This is a genomic window from Halomonas sp. AOP43-A1-21, from assembly GCF_052376775.1.
Lineage (GTDB): Bacteria > Pseudomonadota > Gammaproteobacteria > Pseudomonadales > Halomonadaceae > Vreelandella > Vreelandella colorata.
The window spans coordinates 43,755-63,392 of the sequence record NZ_JBQSWC010000010.1 but is presented as its reverse complement, the minus strand read 5'-3'; the positions used below and the strand labels follow the sequence as shown (position 1 = coordinate 63,392).

Here is a 19,638-nt window from a genome sequence, read left to right as displayed (position 1 = left end):
GACGAAGATTCGCTAAAGATCGTCGAGTTGCCAGACATCGTAAGCAACTTCTTCATATGGGTGGGCGAGCTTCAAAGCGGCAATGGCGGCGTGGATGCACGAATCTTTACACACCAGCTCCACTTTAAGCTCTTCAACGTACTCAAGCTTGCCCACCTCACCAATATGCGGGTGGGCGCCTTCAATCGGACGAAATTGGCCGCGGCCCTGGGTTTGAAAGCAGCAGGCCTCATAATGACCTATTCGCCCGGCGCCGGTTTCAAAAACCGCTTCTTTAACGCTTTCGGCATCGTCGACAGGGACAAAAAACGCTAGCTTGTACATGCCGTCACTCCTGTTAACAATGGGCTAAATATAACCATGAACTAGATAGCATCATAGCGGATAGACGGCTTATGGTCGTGCCGGTGGCGTTGAGGGGGGCGCGCTGCTTGTTGTGTAGGGTTGGTCAATAGAGCAATCGGTAGGTTCGTCAATGGGGTCGTAAACACGAGCGGGAAACCAATCAATGGATAAATTTGAGGTAAAGCTGGATCAGGCGGCAAGAGCGGCCTGGATGTCATACGTTGGCGGTCTAACCCAGGACGAGATTGCAAGTCAGTTAGGCGTCTCACGGCCTGGCGTGCAGCGTCTTTTAGCGCTGGCGCGCCAGGAAGGCCTGGTCAAGGTACATATTGATCATCCCATTACGACGTGCATGGCGTTGGGCCGTACGCTGCGTGACCACTTTGGGCTGACGTTTTGTGATGTTGTGCCTGCCGAAAAAAACGCCCCAGATAGCGCCACGTATTACCTGGGCGTTGCCGGAGCCGAGCGTATCGGCAAGCTGGTTGAGCGCAGCCAACCGCTTACCCTTTCGCTCGGCAGCGGGCGCTCTGTGCGTGCGGCGGTCGAGGCGCTTGACCGTATGGAGCGGCCCCAGCACCGCTTTGTGTCGCTGGTGGGAAATGTAGCTCGGGACGGCTCGGCTAACCGTTACGACGCGGTGATGCTATTGGCGGATAAAACCGGCGGTGAGCGGTTTTTACTGCCGGCGCCGGTGGTGGCCGAATCGCTTGCGGAAAAAAATGCGATGCTGTCGCAGCGCCTGTTTCAAGCCATTGCCACGGTAACGAAAGAGGCCGAAGCGGCGTTTATTGGCGTCGGGCGGATCGATCGCCGGGCCACGCTTTTTCAGGACCACTTTATCAGTGAGCGCGAGCTTGATGAGCTACTGGGGCTGGAAGCAGTGGGGGAACTGCTCGGTTGGCCGTTAAATAGCCGGGGCGAGGTGATCGATTGCTCGATTACTCGGCGCGTTACCAGCCTGCCGCTAGCGCAATTCGGTAAGCAGATGATAGTGGCGATTGCGGGAGGATACGATAAGGCCCCCGGTATTCACGCAGCCCTCCAGGGCGGTTGGTTAAAAGGGCTGATTACGGACGAAATAGCTGCCCAAAACATTGTCGAGCGGCTCTAGCGCACTCCTGAAGCGGGCCACTTACAAGGCGAGTAAGCGTAAAGTCTAAGCCATTGAGCTTTGATTTTTTTTGGTTTAAGTACGATCATTTGTTCGAAACGTGATCAAAATGATCAGGCGATAATAATGCCAATACTTGCCGAAGGAGAGCTTTATGCGACTCGCGCGTCACTTGCCTGTGACCACCTTAGCGGCAGCCATTGCGATGGCTGGCCATGCTCAGGCCCAAACAGAAATCACCGTAGCCACCGTTAATAACAACGATATGGTGATCATGCAGAGCTTGACCGATGCGTTTGAAGAGGCGCATCCGGATATCACGCTGGACTGGGTAGTACTGGAAGAAAACGTCCTGCGTCAGCGCATGACCACCGATATTGCCACCGGGGGCGGCCAGTTTGATGTGATGACCATCGGCGCTTATGAAGCACCGATCTGGGCGGAGCGCGAGTGGCTCGAGCCCCTGGATGACCTGCCTGACGAGTACGCTGTCGACGACTTGTTGACGTCCGTACGCGATGGGTTAAGCCTTGATGGCACCCCGTATGCGCTGCCGTTTTATGCGGAAAGCTCGATGATGTACTACCGCAAAGACCTCTTCGAGGAAGCCGGTATTGAAATGCCTGAGCAGCCGAGCTGGAGCGAGGCGCGCGACTGGGCCGAGCAGCTCCACGGCGCGCAGGAAGGGGTGGCGGGTATCTGCCTGCGTGGCAAGCCCGGCTGGGGTGAAAACATGGCCTTCGTCACCACGCTGGTAAACACTTACGGTGGGCGTTGGTTTGATGAAGAGTGGAACCCTGAGCTCAATTCTGAACCCTGGAGAAATGCCATCGAGTTCTATGTGGACCTGCTGGGTAACTACGGCCCGCCCGGCGCCAGCTCCAACGGTTTTAATGAAAACCTGGCGCTATTCTCACGCGGAAACTGTGCGATGTGGGTAGACGCTACCTCCGCGGCGGGAACGCTTTATGATGGTGACGAGTCCAGCGTTGCCGACAACCTTGGTTTTGCCCCAGCGCCCGTGGCGGAGACACCCAAAGGCTCGCACTGGCTATGGACCTGGGCGCTGGCGATTCCTGCCTCCTCCGAGCATAAAGATGCCGCCAAGCAGTTCATCACCTGGGCGACATCGCAGGAATACATTGAGCTGGTCGGTGAAACCCATGGCTGGACCAATGTACCGCCGGGTACTCGCGAATCCACCTACGCCAATGAGCAGTACACGCAAGCCGCGCCTTTCGCTGATTTTGTGCTGAGCGCGATTCAAAATGCTGACCCAACCGATTCCACGCTAGAGCCGAACCCTTATACCGGCGTGCAAATTGTCAATATCCCCGAGTTCCAGGCGATTGGCACCCAGGTAGGGCAGAGCATTGCCGCTGCGTTAACCGGTGATACCACGGTAGAGCAAGCGCTAAACAGTGCCCAGCGCGCCACCGAGCGCACTATGCAGCGAGCGGGTTACAACGACTGATAGGTAAAAGCGCCTACCCGCTACGCGGGTAGGCGTGTTGTGACGGTTTCTCGTTGGTTTTTTCGCGCAGGTATTCCCATGACTAAAACACGTGCTTCTGGCCGCACGGTCGGCGGGCTTAGAACGTTATCGCTTCAAGCCCCCGCTGTAACGTTGCTGCTGCTATGGATGATCATACCGTTAGGGATGACGATATGGTTCTCTTTCCAGTACTACAACCTGCTGATGCCCGGCATGAGCGGCTTCGCAGGCGTTGAAAACTACGAGTATCTGCTAACCGACCCCGCACTTTGGAAGGCAATGGGCAATACCTTGCTGCTGGTAGGCTGGGTATTGGCGATTACCGTAGTGGGCGGCACGCTGTTGGCCGTCTTGTTCCAGCAGGACTTTGCCGGGCGCGGGATTGCCCGAGTGCTGGCAATTTCCCCCTTTTTTGTGATGCCCACCGTGAGCGCACTGGTGTGGAAAAACATGATGATGCACCCCTCTAACGGGGTGTTGGCATGGTTGGCAAACTCACTGGGTTTGCCTGCCGTTGATTGGTTTTCAGCGCTCCCGTTAACCTCCATCGCAATCATTGTGGCGTGGCAGTGGCTGCCCTTTGCGCTGTTGATTCTGCTCACCGCCATGCAGTCGCTGGATGAAGACCAGGTGGAAGCCGCACGAATGGACGGTGCCGGGCCTATCGCGATCTTCTTCTTTATTACGCTGCCCCATTTAAAGCGGGCAATCAGCGTGGTGATCATGATTGAAATGATCTTCCTGCTGACCATTTTTGCCGAAATTTTTGTGACCACTTCGGGCGGACCTGGACTTGCGACCACGAATTTGGCCTATCTAATCTACATGCGGGCACTGCTTGATTTTGATGTGGGTGTCGCCTCAGCCGGTGGGGTGATCGCGATTATCCTGGCCAACATTGTGGCGATTTTCCTGGTGCGAATGGTTGCCAAAAACCTGGAAGACTAGCGAGCGCCCTGGGCACTTGGAGAATACAAATGACACTACTACGTTCCAATACGCCAGCGCAGGCCATTTCCAGTACGAGTGCCAGCGCGGGCCGTGGGTCAGCCGGCATGAAAACGCTGTTGATCACCGTGCTGGGCTGGACGGTTGCTCTGGTGATTTTCTTTCCGATTCTATGGATGGTGCTGACCGGTTTTAAAACCGAAGCCGCCGCGATTGCCGACCCAAGCTTTATTTTTTCGCCCACGCTTGAAAGCTATGAAGCTGTTCAGGCGCGTTCAGGCTATGCGCGCTTTGCGCTCAACAGTGTCGCCGTCGCGTTTGGCTCGACTTTTCTGGCGCTATTGATTGCCATTCCTTCTGCCTACTCCATGGCGTTTTTACCCACCAGGCGCACCAAGGGCACGTTGCTATGGATGCTCTCCACCAAAATGCTGCCACCCGTGGGCGTGCTGGTGCCGATTTACCTGATTTTCCGTGATGTCGGATTACTCGATACGCGCACCGGGCTGATCATTATTTACACCTTAATGAACCTGCCTATCGTGGTGTGGATGCTCTACACCTTTTTCAAGGATATGCCCAAGGACATCCTGGAAGCCGGGCGTATGGACGGAGCGTCGACCCTGCAGGAAGTGTTCTTTTTGCTCTTGCCGCTCACTCTGCCCGGCATCGCATCTACCGGGCTGCTGTCAGTGATCTTGAGTTGGAACGAAGCGTTTTGGAGCCTCAATCTCACGTCGTCCAAGGCCGCGCCGTTAACTGCGTACATCGCCTCATTTTCAAGTCCTGAAGGGCTTTTCTGGGCCAAGCTCTCGGCGGCTTCCACCATGGCCATTGCCCCCATTCTTATTCTTGGCTGGATGACCCAAAAACAAATGGTACGTGGCCTGACCTTTGGCGCCGTCAAGTAAAGGAGTTCTGCATGGCAACCTTACAACTTAACAATATTACTAAGCGCTTTGGCGACACCTCGGTACTCAAGGGCATCGATCTTGACGTGAATGATCAGGAGTTTGTGGTCTTTGTCGGGCCTTCGGGGTGCGGTAAGTCGACGCTAATGCGTATTATCGCGGGGCTGGAAAGCGCCACCGACGGTGACATTGTGATCGATGGCCAGCGCATGAACGAGGTCGGCCCGGCCGACCGCGGCCTGGCCATGGTGTTTCAAAGCTACGCCCTGTATCCGCACATGACCGTGGAAGGCAACATGGGCTTTAGTATGCGCCTGGCCGGCGTGCCTAAAGAGGAGCGCCGCGCCAAGGTGCTGGAAGCGGCCAAAGTGCTCCAGCTTGAGCCGCTGCTGGATCGTAAGCCCAAAGCGCTTTCCGGTGGCCAGCGCCAGCGGGTTGCCATTGGCCGGGCGATAGTGCGCAATCCGAGTATTTTCCTGTTTGATGAGCCGCTCTCCAATCTGGATGCCGCGCTGCGCGTGCAGATGCGTATCGAGCTTGCCCGCCTGCACGACAAGCTCAATGCCACCATGATCTACGTCACCCACGACCAGATCGAAGCCATGACCATGGCCGACAAGATTGTCGTGCTGCATGATGGCGTGGTTGAGCAGGTGGGCTCACCCATGGCGCTCTATCATCACCCGGCTAACCGCTTTGTAGCGGGCTTTATCGGCTCGCCCAAGATGAATTTCTTTAATGTCGACTTGTTAAGCGTATCGCCTGAGGGTGTTCACGTTCGCTTGCCCGGTGGAGGAGAGTGCACGGTGCCCGCCGATGGTCAGACCCTTGAGCAGCACGCAACGCTAGAACTGGGTGTCCGGCCAGAACACCTGGTGCTGGATGAGGCGGGCGCGTTAAGCGGTCAAATTGAAGTGCTTGAGCGTCTGGGCGGGCAAACATCGCTGTATGTGCGTATGGGCGAACTGCTGGTAACCCTGATGGCCGATGGCGATGTGGGCTACCGGGCGCATGAAACCGTGCGCTTTAGCTTCGCCCCGGAGCGCGCGCATCTGTTTGATAGCGATGGCCGTGCGCTGACAAGCCTTACCCAGCATCCGTTGGCAGGGCTGACCCGTCAGGATAACCGTACCCCGGGTGCCGCCGAGGCCCCGGTATGAAGGTGGTTATTTTTGATTGCGATGGCGTACTGGTCGATAGCGAAGCGCTGGCGGAAGGTGTACTGGAAGAGTATCTCGGCCTGTGGCTGCCGGATGTAAACGTTGCCGAGCGGTTAAGCCAGGCGCTGGGGATGACCACGGGCGATATCCTTAAATATCTTGAGCAGCACAGCGCGTATACGTTACCAGATAACGCCACCGAGCTGATGGATACGGCTATCGAGGAGCGCTTGGCGTGCGAGCTTAATCCCATGGCGGGCGCCTATGACGCCGTGCTTGCGATTCCCTTGGCCAAGGCGGTGGTGTCCAACAGCCGTCGCAAGCGGGTAGTGGCGTCGCTTTCCAGCACCCAGCTGGCCGAGGCGTTTGGCAAGGGCACGTCCATTTTTACCGCCGACCAGGTCGCTAACCCAAAGCCTGATCCGGCGCTTTACCTGCTCGCCGCCGCTGAGCTGGGTTGCCTACCCAGTGATTGCCTGGTGATAGAAGACAGCGTGGCCGGTGTTACCGCTGCCCGCGCCGCCGGTATGTGCGTGATTGGCTTTGTCGGCGCAAGCCATGTGGATGCCGAACAGCCTGGGCGACTTCAACAAGCGGGCGCCTGGCGCATTTTGGAGCATATGCAGGGGCTTGGCGCGCTGGTGAATGAGTGGCAGGTACGTGCCGCCAGCTGATCCGTTGGCTATCAGCATTCGATAATAGCGGGGCGGCAATGAAGCTAACCCATAAAGTGGCGATGATTACCGGCGGCGGCGCCTTTGTAGCCAGTTCCTTACCAGGAGAGCGATGATGACCCAGCTTAATAATCACAATGTGGGCAAACTAGGCTCCCCCATTGGCACTCCCCTTTATGACCGGAGCACGGTAACGCCGGGCATCGTGCATATTGGCGTGGGCGGTTTCCACCGTGCTCATCAGGCGATGTATCTTGATGCGTTGATGAATCAGGGGCTGGCGCTTGACTGGGGAGTCGTCGGGGTTGGCGTCATGCCGGGCGATAAACGCATGCAGCAGGCGCTCGCCGCGCAGGATCATCTGTATACCCTGGTCGTTAAGCACCCTGACGGCGAGTACGCGCCGCGGGTCATCGGCAGTATGGTGGACTACCTGTTTGCCCCGGAAGACTCGGAGGCGGTGATTGAGCAGATGGCCGACCCGGCGATTCGGATCGTGTCGCTCACCGTGACCGAAGGGGGTTACAACTTTCACCCGGTGACCGGCGAGTTCAATCTTGAAAACCCCCAGGTGTGCGATGACCTTGCCCATCCTGAAAAGCCCTCGACCAGTTTTGGCTTAGTCGTTGAGGCGCTGGTACGCCGACGCGAGCGTGGCATCGCGCCGTTTACCGTGATGTCGTGTGACAACATTCAAGGCAATGGCGATGTGGCCAAGCGCATGTTCACAGCCTACGCCCGCGCCCGTGATAGCCAACTGGGCGAGTGGCTTGCTGCAGAAGTCGCGTTTCCCAACGCCATGGTGGACCGCATCACGCCCGTTACCGCACAGGCGGATATCGACGAGCTGGCGCATCGCTTTGGTATTGAGGATGCCTGGCCCGTGGTGTGTGAGCCGTTTACCCAATGGGTGCTGGAAGACCACTTCCCGCTGGGCCGCCCGCCGGTTGAGCAGGCAGGCGTGCAGGTGGTTGAGGATGTCGAGCCTTATGAATTGATGAAGCTGCGGCTTTTAAATGCCAGCCATCAGGCGCTCACCTATTTTGGTTATTTAGCGGGCTATCGCTATGCCCACGAGGTTTGCCAGGATCCGCTATTTGTGGACTTTTTGCTGGGCTATATGCGCGAAGAGGGTTCGCCCACGCTGGCCCCGGTACCGGGCGTGGATCTGGAGACTTACCGCTTAACCCTGATTGAGCGTTTCGCCAATCCGGAAATCAAGGACACGTTGGCGCGGCTGTGTGCGGAAAGCTCAGACCGTATTCCCAAGTGGCTGGTGCCGGTGATTCATCACCAGCTGGCCCACGGTGGTGAGGTCAAGCGCAGTGCTGCGGTAGTGGCCAGCTGGGCACGCTACGCTGAAGGTATCGACGAGCAGGGCGCACCTATCGAAATAGTGGACCGCTTAAAAGACACGCTCACCGCGATTGCCGCCGAAAACCGTACCCGGCCGAGTGCATTTATCGACAACCGTGAACTGTTTGGCGACTTAGCCGACCACCCGCGCTTTCATGAGGCCTATGTGCAAACGCTTAACTCGCTGCATAAGCTCGGCGCACGGGTTACGCTGCAAGCACTTGTGGCCTCCAAAGGAACGCTGTGATGTATATCGGAGTGGATTGCGGTACGCAAAGTACCAAGGTCGTGGTGGTTGATGTCGAACGGGGCGCAATTCTTGGCGAGGCAAGCCGGCCACACCGGCTGGATGAGGGCGAAAACGGGCGGCGCGAACAGGCGCCGTCTGAATGGCTTGCTGCTTTAAAAGGGGCTTTTTTTAGCGCCCTGGAGCGCGCAGGGATAAGCGCCGAGCAGGTGCGGGGGATCGGCATTTCAGGTCAGCAGCACGGCATGGTGGCACTCGATGCTGACGGCGCGCCGGTTTATCCCGCCAAGCTTTGGTGTGATACCGAAACCAGTGCGCAGAATAGCGACCTTGTCACCCGCTTAGGCGGCGAGGCTGGCTGCCTGGAAAAGCTCGGCCTTGTACTGCAAACCGGCTATACCGCCTCCAAAATTGCCTGGCTGCGAGAACATCAGCCGGATGCCTATCGGCGCATCGATAGTCTGTTGTTGCCCCACGATTACCTGAATTTTTGGCTAACCGGCGAGCGCGTGACCGAAGCGGGCGACGCGTCGGGCACCGGCTATTTTGATACCCGAACGCGGCGCTGGCAGTTAGATGTATTCGCAGAGATAGCCCCCGAACTTGATCCGCAGCGCGTACTGCCGCGGCTGTTGGAAGCCTATGAGCCTGCCGGGGTTGTGCGCTCGCTTGCCGCCCGCGAGCTAGGGCTTGGCGATGACGTGGTAGTGTCCTCAGGAGGTGGCGATAATATGCTGGGCGCCATAGGCACCGGCAATATCACCCCAGGGCTAATAACGCTAAGCCTGGGGACGTCCGGTACTGTATGCGCCTACTCGCCTGAGCCGGTTATCTGCGATAACGCCATGGTGGCGAATTTTTGCTCGAGCACCGGTGGCTGGCTGCCGCTTATTTGCACCATGAACGTTACCTCGGCGACTACCCGGATACGCGAACTGTTTGGTTTGGATCTGGCCGCGTTTAGCGAGCAGGTAGCCAACGCCCCGGTGGGCGCTGAAGGGGTTACCGTGCTGCCATTTTTCAACGGCGAACGCGTGCCAATGCTGCCGGAAGCCTCGGCGGATTTTCTGGGCTTGACCAGTTTAAATACCACCCAGGCAAACCTTTGCCGCGCGGTGGTGGAAGGGGCAACGTTTGGGCTGCGCTATGGGCTTGAACTGCTGGGTGATTTAACGGCGGGCGCGAGCCAGATTCGTCTGATCGGCGGTGGTGCCAATAGTCCAATATGGCGGCAAATGGTGGCCGATATTACTGGCACCGAAGTGATTTGCCCTGAGATTACCGACGCCGCTGCATTAGGCGCGGCGATTCAGGCCGCCTGGTGTGATCAGCGTTCTCAGGGCGTTACCCTGGAATCGTTGTGTCAGCGTATGGTTCACCTTGATGCCCAATCGCTTGCCGAGCCCAACCTGGCCCGCGTTGAAGCCTATCAGGATGTTTATACACGCTACACCCAGGCGCTGAAGCAGCGCCACCAGGGCGTATAGCTTTCATTCTTTAAGACGCTCAGTCTTTCAGGTACTCAGTCTTTCAGGCGCTCAGGCATTCAGAGCATCGACGCACGCAGGGAGTAACAGGCACACTGGGAAGCCCAGCTACCCAGCGGAGATGTTCATGAATGCCACCCTGCGTGAACTACTTGAAGCCCAGGCAATACGACCTACCGGCCAGCTAAGGCCTCTCAGCGGCGGGGATAGCGCTGCGGTGTATGCGCTTGAAACTTCCCAGGGTCAAGTGATTGTCAAGCATGACAAGGCCGAGCGGCTGCGCGGTGAGGCTGAAGGGTTACGCGCTCTTAAAGGGGCGTGTAAAACGCTTATCGTGCCCGAGGTGTTAGGGCTGTATGAAGAGTGGCTGCTACTTGAATCACTGCCTACTCAACCCAGTGAACCCGCCAGCGATAGCGTGTTGGGGGAAGGTCTGCGTGAGCTGCATAGCGCTATCGGTGAAGCCCATGGTTGGCATCAGGATAATGCTTGCGGGCGAACGCCACAGCCCAATGCGCCGCTTAAGGATGGGCGTGCTTTTCAACGAGAACGGCGTCTGTTACCGCTTAGTGATGCCTGCTTTCAGCAAGGTTTGATTGAGCAGGCACTACGCACACGTATCGAGCATATCGCCTTCCAGCTTGAAGATTGGCTGCCAGACACACCTGCAAGCCTTCTGCATGGAGACTTATGGTCTGGCAATGTGCTAGTCACAACACGTGGCCCCGCCGTGATCGACCCTGCTGTTTACCGCCATTATCCAGAGGTCGACTTAGCTATGCTGACGCTGTTTGGTTCACCGGGAAGGGCGTTTTTTGATGCCTATTGGGAAGGGGACGCCCCGGCTGATTGGCCAAGGCGAGAAGCGCTTTTTCAGCTGTATCCATTGATTAATCATTTACTACTCTTTGGTGCTAGCTACCGCAGCGGAGTAGAGCGCTGCGTGGCAGTACTGGAGTCTTATTCAAGGTAAGCCAGCGGCTTAGCACCAACGCGCAGAATGATTGCAGAAAATCTTAAGCCTCAATAGCGCTAAAAAAGTGCCTTCATACGATGCTTTGGTCTAGGGTAAAGGGGCACGCCTTGACAATGCTGTGTACATACAATTAGGCAGACTTCAAGTCTAGCATACATACATGAATGTAACTATAATGCCATTCTTTATAAATGGCTTACTTGCAGCACCACCCTTCGTTGACACCTAGAGGCACTTCCATGCGACTGGCACACTGGGCAGTCAATGCCCCTTTACGACCCTTATTATTGGCTGTTCTTACCGCGTCTGTTGTGCTGCCCGCACAGGCGGCTGACCTTGTCACCATTACCCGCGATGCATTGAGCAATAATGCTGCATTGAACTCGGCGCGCGCCCAGTATTCTGGTGTGGAAGCCGCGCGGGATGTCGCGCGTGGCGGGTTGCTGCCCCAGGTAAATGCATCAGGCAACGTGGTACATCACGAACAGTTTGAAAGCCAGTCGTCCGCCAGAGCTCCAGGAGCCGGAACCGACGCGGGAACCGGTGCAGGCGTGGGTGTCGGTGGTGGTGAAGACCGCTACAACAGCCTGTCGCTTACCTTGGAAGCCACCCAGATACTGTTTAACGAAGTCACGCGCCAGCAGGTAACCCAAGCCGAGCGCCAGATTGACCAGCAGGTGTATTTGCTGGCCGCGACTGAGCAGCAGTTACTGATTGATGTGGCGAGCGCTTATTTCGATATTCTGCGGGCCAACGAGGTGCTAGAAGCCAGGCAGGCTCAAGAGCGTGCTATCGGGCGCCAGTTAGAGCAGGCCAGCGAACAGTTTGAAGTGGGCTTGATTGCGATTACCGAAGTGGAAGAAGCGCGGGCAAGCTTTGACCAGTCGCGTGCCGATCGTATTGCGGCAGAAAGCAATCTTCAGGTGGCTTTTGAAGTACTTGAGCAGTTAACCGGCCAGCGTTATGCCGATATCGACTCGCTGGGCGATATGCCGGTTGGCGTACCCACCAACGACCGCGATTACTGGGTCGAGCAAGCCATCCAGCGTAACCCGCAAGTGCTTGCTCAGCAGGCGGGAATCGAAATTTCCCGTGTGGGTGTTGATATCGCTCGTGCTGGCCGTCTGCCGACCTTCCAGGCATTTGCTAACTACCAGCATGCCGACAGTGACCTTGATGCTGTCAGCGGCTATGACGCCTCAAGCCAGATTGGCGTATCTGCCAACCTGCCTATCTACACCGGCGGTAGTACCAGTGCGAGCATTCGCCAGGGGACTTACCAGCTAGAAAGCACGCAGTACGAGTTTGAGTCACAGCGCCGCACCACCATCCAGCAGGTACGTTCGCTCTATACCCAGGTAAGTAACAACGTCGAAACAGTTGAAGCGCGTCAACAGGCCATTGTATCTACACAAAGTGCACTGGAAGCCACGCGGGCAGGCTATGAAGTCGGTACGCGTAATATTGTTGACGTATTAAATGCCGAGCAGAACTACTACAACGCTATCGCCAACTATGCGGAAGCCCGTTACGACTATGTGGTGAATCTTCTTTCACTGCGCCAGCAGTCAGGCCTGCTTGACGTACCGGCAATCGAAGAAGTTAACGCCTGGCTAACCGGTGAACAGGTAAGCTTTACCCTGCCCGATGGCGGTGAAGACGATTATCAGCGTGCCATGGATATTGGGGCTCCGCCCACTCCCGGTATGTAACAAATAGTAATAGACATGGCTTCAGACTAGCGACCAAGCTTTATAAGTTTAGCGTCGCTTAAAAGCAGCGTGGCGCCGTTAGTCAACGTTTCGAAAGATCAAGGGATATCAAGTATGAGAAAGGTGATTCACTCAGGCCGAGCGAGTCTAGTAACGCTGATTGCTGCGCTAGCGCTGACGGCCTGTGGCCAAGAACAGCCTCCAGAGGAACAGGGCGCTCAGCAAGAAGCGCCGCCTCATAAGGTAGAAGTGGCCGAAATGGCGCGCCAGGATATTCCGCTTAACAAATCCTACCCATCGTTGTTACGCAGTGATAGCGAAGTGACCCTGGTGGCCCGGGTAAGTGGCTATCTGGAGGAGCGTCATTTTGAGCCGGGCCAGATGGTGGAAGAAGGTGATTCGCTTTATACCATCGAACCTGATCTTTATCAGGCAACGGTCAACCAGCGCGAAGCCGATCTGCAAAGTGCACGTGCCGAATATTCTCGTGCCCAGCGCGATGCCCAGCGTTTTGAGCAGCTGTTAGGCCAGAACTCGGTAAGCCGTCAGCAGTATGATCAGGCGCAGGCAGAGCAGCGCGTGGCGCAAGCTAATGTTGCCCAGGCAGAAGCTGCCTTAACCAGCGCCAATCTAGACCTTGGCTATGCCAACGTATCAGCGCCTGTCTCCGGCATGATCAGCTTGAGCCAGATCAACGTGGGCAACTTCGTTAACTCCGGAACAGAACTTGCCACCATCACGCCACTGGATCCGCTGGAAGTACGCTTCCAGATGCCCCAGCGCGATGCCTTTGAGCTGCGTCGTCAGTTAAACGAAGCCGGTGATGCTTCCAATATTACTGCGCGCCTGCGTGTGCCAGGCTTAAGCGGTTCAGACGACTCTGAACTGGAAGGGCGTTTAGAGTTTTTGGGCTCGCGGGTGGATGGTGGAACCAGTACGGTTCAGGCGTCTGCCACGTTTGATAACCCTGATGGCGCTATCCTGCCCGGTCAGTTCGTACGTGTGAGCCTTGACGGTTTAAGGCGCTTTAACGTGTTTGCCGTGCCGGAAATTGCGGTCACCCAAGGCTTGATGGGGCCGCGAGTATTTGTGCTGGATGAAGAGGATCTGGCACGCGAGCGCACCATACAGCTAGGCGAAGTGGCTGGCCCCTGGCAGCTGATTGCCGGTGGTCTGGAAGAGGGCGACCGTGTAGTAGTGGGTGACCCAGCGGGTCTAGAACCCGGCATGGCGATTGATCCGCAGCCCTTTAACGGCAATGCCGATGAGCTGGTGGAAAGCGTTGAAGAAGCCGAAGCGAAAGAACAGCAGCAACAGGCTGAAGCCGCGTCAGAAATGACCGACGGCGCTGGCGCAACGCCGCCAGGTGAAGGGGAAGAGGGTGCACAATAATGAATCTCTCTAACTTCTTTATCAGTCGTCCGATTTTCGCCACGGTACTGGCGATTATCCTGACACTGGTAGGCACTATGGCCATGCGGATACTGCCGATCGAGCAGTATCCCAGCGTGGTGCCGCCCACCGTATCGGTGCAGGCTCAGTTCCCCGGTGCGGATGCTGAAACCGTTGCGCAAACGGTGGCGGCGCCGCTCGCTGAGGCGATCAACGGTGTAGAGGACATGCTATACATGACCTCAAACAGCGCTGATAACGGCATCATGAGCCTGAGCGTGGCGTTCAATATCGGCACCGATGGTGATATCAATACCATCAACGTCAATAACCGTGTACAGGGAGCGCTTTCGCAGCTGCCTGAGCAGGTGCAGTCTCAGGGTGTAACCGTTGAACTGCGCTCTGACTCCATCTTGATGTTGATCGCCCTGACGTCACCCAGCGGCGACTACAACAACGTTTACATGCAGAACTACGCCACCCTTAACGTTCTTGATGAACTGCGCCAGGTGCCTGGCGTAGGTAACGCCGAGGTGTTGGGTGGCGGCGAGTTCGCCATGCGTATCTGGATGGATCCCGATAAGCTGGCCCAGTACGACTTGACCCCGAGTGAAGTCGCCAGCGCCATTCGCTCGCAAAACACTGAAATCCCGGCAGGTAACCTGGCGGCAACCCCGCAGGGTGAGCCGCGTGCCTATACCTACACGATCACCGCTGGCGGTCGTCTTTCCAATACGGATGACTTCCGCAATATCTATCTGCGCACTAATCCCGATGGCTCATCACTGCGTCTTCAGGACGTAGCGCGTATCGAATTGGGCGCCTCGTTTTATGGGATCGATGCACGGCTGAATGGCTCCACCATGACGCCTATCATCATTAACCAGCAGCCGGGCGCCAATGCTTTGGCAACCGCCGATGCGGTGCGGGCGACAATGAATGATCTGGCCGGGCGTTTCCCGCCTGGGCTTGAGTATGTAACGCCCTATGACACCACGCAGTTTATCGATGCATCGGTAGAAACGGTATTTCATACCTTTATCGAAGCCTTCCTGATCGTTATCGTTATTCTGTTTATCTTTCTGCAGAACTGGCGTTTCACCGTTATTGCCATGTCGGTGGTTCCTGTCTCGGTCATCGGTACCTTTGCAGGCTTTTACCTGTTCGACTTCTCGATCAACCTGCTCACGCTGTTTGCCCTGGTACTTTCGATAGGGATCGTGGTGGATGACGCGATACTCGTTGTGGAAAACGTCGAGCGTGTGCTGAGTGAAGAAGATGATATTTCTGTTCATGACGCCACGATTCGCGCCATGAAAGAAGTCGGTGGGCCGGTTATTGCTACCTCCCTGATTATGGCTGCGGTCTTCGTGCCGGTTGCCTTCCTGGGTGGTTTTACCGGGCAGATTTATCAACAGTTCGCGATTACCGTGGCGATTTCGGTGGCCCTGTCAGCCTTGATGGCGTTGACGTTTACGCCTGCGCTTTCGGCCATCTTTATCAAGCACAACCTGCACCATACGCGTCAATCGGCTTTCAAACGGGCAATTACGACGCCGCTGCGCCTGTTTGACCGCTTGTTTGCTGGCATCACCGCGGTTTACATGTGGTTTGTGGTAAAGCTGGTGCGCTTTTGGGTACTGGCGTTGGCGTTGACGATTGCGGTCGGAGCGGGTTCTTACTGGCTGTTCGTTAATACACCTTCAACGCTTGTGCCGGAAACCGATCAGGGGATTGTGCTGGTCAGCGTATCGCTACCCGATGCGGCTTCGCTTGATCGTACCCAAACGTATATGGCGAAGCTAAGCTCCGCTATTGAAGATATTCCTGGCGTGCAGTATTCCTCAGCGATAGCGGGCTATGACATTTTGGCAAGCGCGGTGAATACAGCGCGTGGGATTATCTTCGTTAACATGGTGCCCTGGGGCGATCGTGACCTGACGGCCGGCTCTTTGGTCGGGCAGATCATGCAGCTTGGGTCGAGTATTGACGGCGGTTCGGCTATGGCCTTTAACGTTCCGCCGATTATGGGGCTTTCAACGACGGGCGGTTTCACCGGCTACCTGCAATCGTTTGATGGTGCTTCACCTCGCGAGCTTTACGAAGCCTCGCTGCAGATCATGGGGGCGGCAAACCAGCATCCGGCGTTAAATCAGGTGTTCTCCACGTTTAACGTAAACGTGCCTTCGTACCGGGCTGAAATTGATCAGCAAAAAGCCTTGAGCTATGGCGTGGCGCTGGAAAATATCAACTCAGCGCTTGCCAACACCTTCGGTAATGGATTTGTTAACTTCTTCAGTTATCAAAACCGTAACTTTCAGGTGTACCTGCAAAACGAGGATACCTTCCGTAAAACGCCGGATGACGTGAGTAGCGTCTTTGTGCGTGGCGGCAATGGCGAACGTATTCCGCTGTCTGAGTTTGTCACGCTGGAGCGTCAGGTGGGTCCCTCGGTCGTTTCACGCTTTGGGGTATATACCGGTGCGCAGTTCCAGGGGGGAGCGGCTCCCGGTTATAGCTCGACTCAGGCGATTGAAGCCATGGATCAGGTGGTTATGGACACACTAGGCCCGAACTGGGGCATGGGGTGGACCGGTACGGCCTACCAGGAAGCCAACCTGGGTAATACGGCGATGCTCGCCATTGTGTTTGGTATCATGATGGTCTTCCTGATCCTGGCTGCTCAGTACGAAAGCTGGTCGCTGCCGCTGGCGGTACTGACCGCCACACCGTTTGCCTTCTTGGGCGGCATCGGGGGTATTGCGTTACGCGGACTTGATACCAGTGTGTATGTCCAGATCGGTATGCTGGTGGTCGTGGGGCTAGCAGCGAAGAACGCCATTTTGATTGTGGAGTTTGCCGAGCTGCAGCGTAAAGAGCAGGGCAAGTCGATTCGTGAGGCAGCGATTACCGCGGCGGAGCTACGCTTCCGGCCGATCGTTATGACATCGCTTGCGTTTATCTTCGGTACCTTACCGCTGGCATTGGCTACCGGCGCAAGTGACGTCAGCAGCCACCATATCGGCACCACGGTTGCTGTGGGCATGGCATCGGTTGCGATTCTGGGCAGTCTGTTTATCCCCAGTTTCTACGCCATGATTGCCACTGTATCTGATTGGCTGTATCGCAAACGCCACCCTAATCGTGATAATCAAAAGCCAGCGCTGGAGCACGACCAACAGTGATGCTTGATTAAAACGCTAAGTGGTTAATGAGCGGGTGTTGCCTTCGGGCAGCACCCGTTTTTTTAGGTTGGGGTGACCCGCGTCAAGACACTCAGCGGCAGAAAAGGATAGTTTAGACTACCCTAAAAGAGGTAAATCGTTTTCAGCTTGAACTAATAAAATCATCGCAAGCGAAAACAACACCGGGCGATATGCCTGGAGGAGGACACGCCATGCAACCGTTTGTTTCTGCTGCACTGCAGTTTCCCACTATAGTGTTTACTTTCCTGCTTGCTCTAGTCGGGCTTTATTGGTTATTAGTGCTGGTGCGAATCGCCCCGCTTGAGCTGTTTGAGCGTGACAGCCTGCGCGACGACCATATGGCCAGCACATTGGTATCGTTAGGGTTTGCGGGTGTGCCAGCCACGCTGGCCCTAACGTTTCTAATCGTCGTGGCGGGAGCGCTTTCATTAGTCATTGAGCTTTTAGCATTACGCTGGCTGTCGTTGGGTATGCTGCGAGTGCCGGTGGGTGTACTTGTCTTATGGATAGTGTTTGCGATTGCCTCACCCATCGCCGCCATGATGTGTCATATGCTGCAGCGTAATTTGCATCGCTATAAGCCGTTCACACGGCGCTGCCTGTTAGGTGCCACGGTGGTGGTATCTGAACGTGAAGGCAATGAATTTGCTACCGCGGTCATTGAAAATGAACCGAATAGCCGCGTAAGGCTACACTGTAAGCAGGGCGACTGCCCTCAAGAGGGCGAGCGCCGTGTACTGGTGAAATACCTGGCCGATGAAAGCGCTTATCGCAGTGTCACCGAGCAAACATATCTGGATACCCGGGTACGGTTGAATAAACTGCGCCTTAACCATAAAGGTCATGACGCAGGATATTCGACCTAACGCTACACATTACTTGAACCAGCGCCGCCACTGCCTTGTTAGCCATCGTCCTATGGGTAACGCGTCATTGGCGGTAGTGCTGGATGGTCGAGAAGATATTGAGTGGGCGGGTAGCGGCTGCTGAAGGAACTGACGAATGGGGGCCACTTGTTCTAAGCGGTCTAACATTGGCGCATGCCCGCAGCCGGGCGCGGTCAGCGTTACCAGCTCAGGCTGATCTTTTGACATGCGTGGCAAAGTGGCTGCATCCAGCAGTGTCGAGTGCTCGCCACGAATGACCATGACCGGGCAGCGAATAGCTGCCCAATCCTTCCACATATCCCGTGGAGTATCGTGAATAAACTGCTTGTTGATGCGCGGATCGAAATGGTGGGTCCAACTGCCATCAGGCAGGCGGCGAGCACTGCTTAGCAATAGCTCACGCCAGGTCGCTTCTTCCTGAATGCCAAAGCTTGCGTAATGCTCTCTTAGCTCAGCATACAATTCACTCAAGGTAGTGAAGCGATGATGAGTACTAAAGTAGCTTGCCAGCTCAATCAGCCCATTATTATTTAACTCAGGCCCAACATCGTTAAGTATGAGGCGCGAGATGCGCTTGCTGTGCTCAGCGTGGGCGGCCAACTGTATGCCTAGCAAGCCGCCCATGGAGGTGCCCAGCCAGTCGGTTTGCTCAAGCTTGAAGTGATCCAATACCGCAATGGCAACATTAACGTAGTGGCTATAAAGATAATCGTGGGAGGGAAAAAGTGACCAGCTGGAAAGCCCTCTGCCCGGCGTATCGGGAGCAATAACCCGCCATTCATCACCCAGTGCGCGGGCGAAGGCGTTAAAGTCGCCACCGTGGCGGGCTAAACCGTGCCAAGCTACCAGCGTGCGCGGTGCGTTAGGGTTCCAAATACGTATGGCAACTTCTAGTTCGCGTACGCGGATAAATTCCAGGGCGTCCATGGGATGCTCCAAAGCCTGCAGTCATCCCAGTATAGGTAGATTGCTGCATTGCAGCGAATGTCATGGGCTAGCGGTGCATGATACGTATCAAGGTGTCAATCAGTTCGCCGCCACGTTGGCGTATGGAAAACGCATGCGGAGTGCGCAGCCAGTCGTGGAAAAGGCCACCAAGTACCGACTGCATCATGCGGGTCGCGACTTCAGGGGTTAGATCTTCACGCAGCAGCTGCTGGTGTTCGGCTTCCTTGAATACGATCAGCATTTCGGAAAAACACTCTTCACCGATCTCATCCTGCATGGCGAGTGGATTGATATCGCTAAAAAATTCGCAGCGATGCAGTAAAATCGACAGGATACGCTGATGAGAAGGTTGCTCAAGACGTGCTAGGCCCGCATGGCAGGCAAGCCGAATGGCCTCCATCGGGGAAAGCTTTTCGTCGGCTTTACTGACGGCGTCCATCAACGACTGGAACGGCATGCGTACGCGTTCCACCAGTGCCATGAACAGGTCGCCCTTGTTTTTAAAATGCCAGTAGACCGCGCCACGGGTTAACCCTGCATGCCGAGCAATCTGCTCAAGAGACGTGCGTGCGACACCCTTTGCAAAAAATACCTCCTCGGCAGCATCCAGCAGCGCTTCACGAGTAGCAGCCGCTTCCGCTTTGGTCTTTCTTGCCATGGAAACGCAACCTCAGTAATGACACAAGATGATCTTATTTTATCTGATACGCCACGATTTTTACATTCAAAACTGTATGGATAGATGATTAAACGCATTACATGTGTTATCAACTTTGTATG

Annotated in this window: 16 protein-coding genes; 13 read left to right on the top strand and 3 right to left on the bottom strand. The window is 55.9% G+C overall.

The features are described from left to right. Positions 1–12 precede the first annotated feature (12 nt). On the bottom strand, positions 13–324 hold the full coding sequence (locus ACT3R7_RS07655) for a YqfO family protein (protein WP_018918709.1): 312 nt from the start codon (positions 322–324) through the stop codon (positions 13–15). A gap of 184 nt (positions 325–508) precedes the next feature. Here ACT3R7_RS07655 and ACT3R7_RS07650 point away from each other — a divergent pair, with 184 nt between their 5' ends. The 13 genes from ACT3R7_RS07650 (at position 509) to ACT3R7_RS07590 (ending at position 17,889) form a co-directional block, all read left to right on the top strand. Beyond that, positions 509–1,459 carry a sugar-binding transcriptional regulator gene (locus tag ACT3R7_RS07650; RefSeq protein ID WP_193091339.1) on the top strand — a complete coding sequence of 317 codons (951 nt, stop codon included), beginning with the start codon at positions 509–511 and terminating at the stop codon, positions 1,457–1,459. Between the two features lie 154 nt (positions 1,460–1,613). Then, positions 1,614–2,933, top strand: coding sequence for an ABC transporter substrate-binding protein (locus tag ACT3R7_RS07645; protein ID WP_193091340.1), 1,320 nt, complete (start codon positions 1,614–1,616; stop codon positions 2,931–2,933). 78 nt (positions 2,934–3,011) lie between these two features. Continuing rightward, positions 3,012–3,902: a carbohydrate ABC transporter permease gene (locus tag ACT3R7_RS07640; RefSeq protein WP_193091341.1), complete on the top strand. Its 891-nt coding sequence runs from the start codon at positions 3,012–3,014 to the stop codon at positions 3,900–3,902. 29 nt (positions 3,903–3,931) lie between these two features. Continuing rightward, a complete protein-coding gene (locus tag ACT3R7_RS07635; RefSeq protein ID WP_192538469.1) occupies positions 3,932–4,813 on the top strand; it encodes a carbohydrate ABC transporter permease in 882 nt (293 codons plus the stop codon). An 11-nt stretch (positions 4,814–4,824) separates the two neighbouring features. Next, positions 4,825–5,973, top strand: coding sequence for an ABC transporter ATP-binding protein (locus tag ACT3R7_RS07630; protein ID WP_193091342.1), 1,149 nt, complete (start codon positions 4,825–4,827; stop codon positions 5,971–5,973). Then, complete coding sequence (locus tag ACT3R7_RS07625) at positions 5,970–6,647, top strand: HAD family hydrolase (RefSeq protein WP_193091343.1); 678 nt, start codon at positions 5,970–5,972, stop codon at positions 6,645–6,647. The genes ACT3R7_RS07630 and ACT3R7_RS07625 overlap by 4 nt, the downstream gene beginning before the upstream one ends. Before the next feature lie 115 nt (positions 6,648–6,762). After that, on the top strand, positions 6,763–8,250 hold the full coding sequence (locus ACT3R7_RS07620; protein ID WP_193091344.1) for a mannitol dehydrogenase family protein: 1,488 nt from the start codon (positions 6,763–6,765) through the stop codon (positions 8,248–8,250). Next, positions 8,250–9,737, top strand: a complete 1,488-nt coding sequence (gene xylB, locus ACT3R7_RS07615) for a xylulokinase (protein WP_193091345.1) — start codon at positions 8,250–8,252, stop codon at positions 9,735–9,737. The genes ACT3R7_RS07620 and xylB overlap by 1 nt, the downstream gene beginning before the upstream one ends. A gap of 127 nt (positions 9,738–9,864) precedes the next feature. After that, entirely contained in the window at positions 9,865–10,710 is an 846-nt protein-coding gene (locus tag ACT3R7_RS07610; RefSeq protein ID WP_193091346.1) for a fructosamine kinase family protein, read from the top strand. A gap of 242 nt (positions 10,711–10,952) precedes the next feature. Further along, the gene (locus tag ACT3R7_RS07605) at positions 10,953–12,425 is read left to right on the top strand and encodes a TolC family outer membrane protein (RefSeq protein WP_193091347.1); all 1,473 of its coding nucleotides are present in this window, start codon (positions 10,953–10,955) and stop codon (positions 12,423–12,425) included. Positions 12,426–12,539: 114 nt separating this feature from the next. After that, the gene (locus ACT3R7_RS07600; RefSeq protein WP_193091348.1) at positions 12,540–13,817 is read left to right on the top strand and encodes an efflux RND transporter periplasmic adaptor subunit; all 1,278 of its coding nucleotides are present in this window, start codon (positions 12,540–12,542) and stop codon (positions 13,815–13,817) included. Beyond that, entirely contained in the window at positions 13,817–17,002 is a 3,186-nt protein-coding gene (locus tag ACT3R7_RS07595; RefSeq protein WP_193091349.1) for an efflux RND transporter permease subunit, read from the top strand. The genes ACT3R7_RS07600 and ACT3R7_RS07595 overlap by 1 nt, the downstream gene beginning before the upstream one ends. Positions 17,003–17,214: 212 nt before the next feature. After that, positions 17,215–17,889 (top strand): hypothetical protein, encoded by a 675-nt coding sequence (locus tag ACT3R7_RS07590; RefSeq protein WP_192538451.1) that lies wholly within the window; start codon positions 17,215–17,217, stop codon positions 17,887–17,889. A 9-nt stretch (positions 17,890–17,898) separates the two neighbouring features. On the opposite strand, the gene ACT3R7_RS07585 is transcribed toward ACT3R7_RS07590, so the two are convergent. Together ACT3R7_RS07585 and ACT3R7_RS07580 are read right to left on the bottom strand one after the other, a co-directional pair. Further along, complete coding sequence (locus ACT3R7_RS07585; RefSeq protein ID WP_192538449.1) at positions 17,899–18,837, bottom strand: alpha/beta fold hydrolase; 939 nt, start codon at positions 18,835–18,837, stop codon at positions 17,899–17,901. A 67-nt stretch (positions 18,838–18,904) separates the two neighbouring features. Further along, positions 18,905–19,516: a TetR family transcriptional regulator gene (locus ACT3R7_RS07580; RefSeq protein WP_018918695.1), complete on the bottom strand. Its 612-nt coding sequence runs from the start codon at positions 19,514–19,516 to the stop codon at positions 18,905–18,907. Positions 19,517–19,638 lie beyond the last annotated feature (122 nt).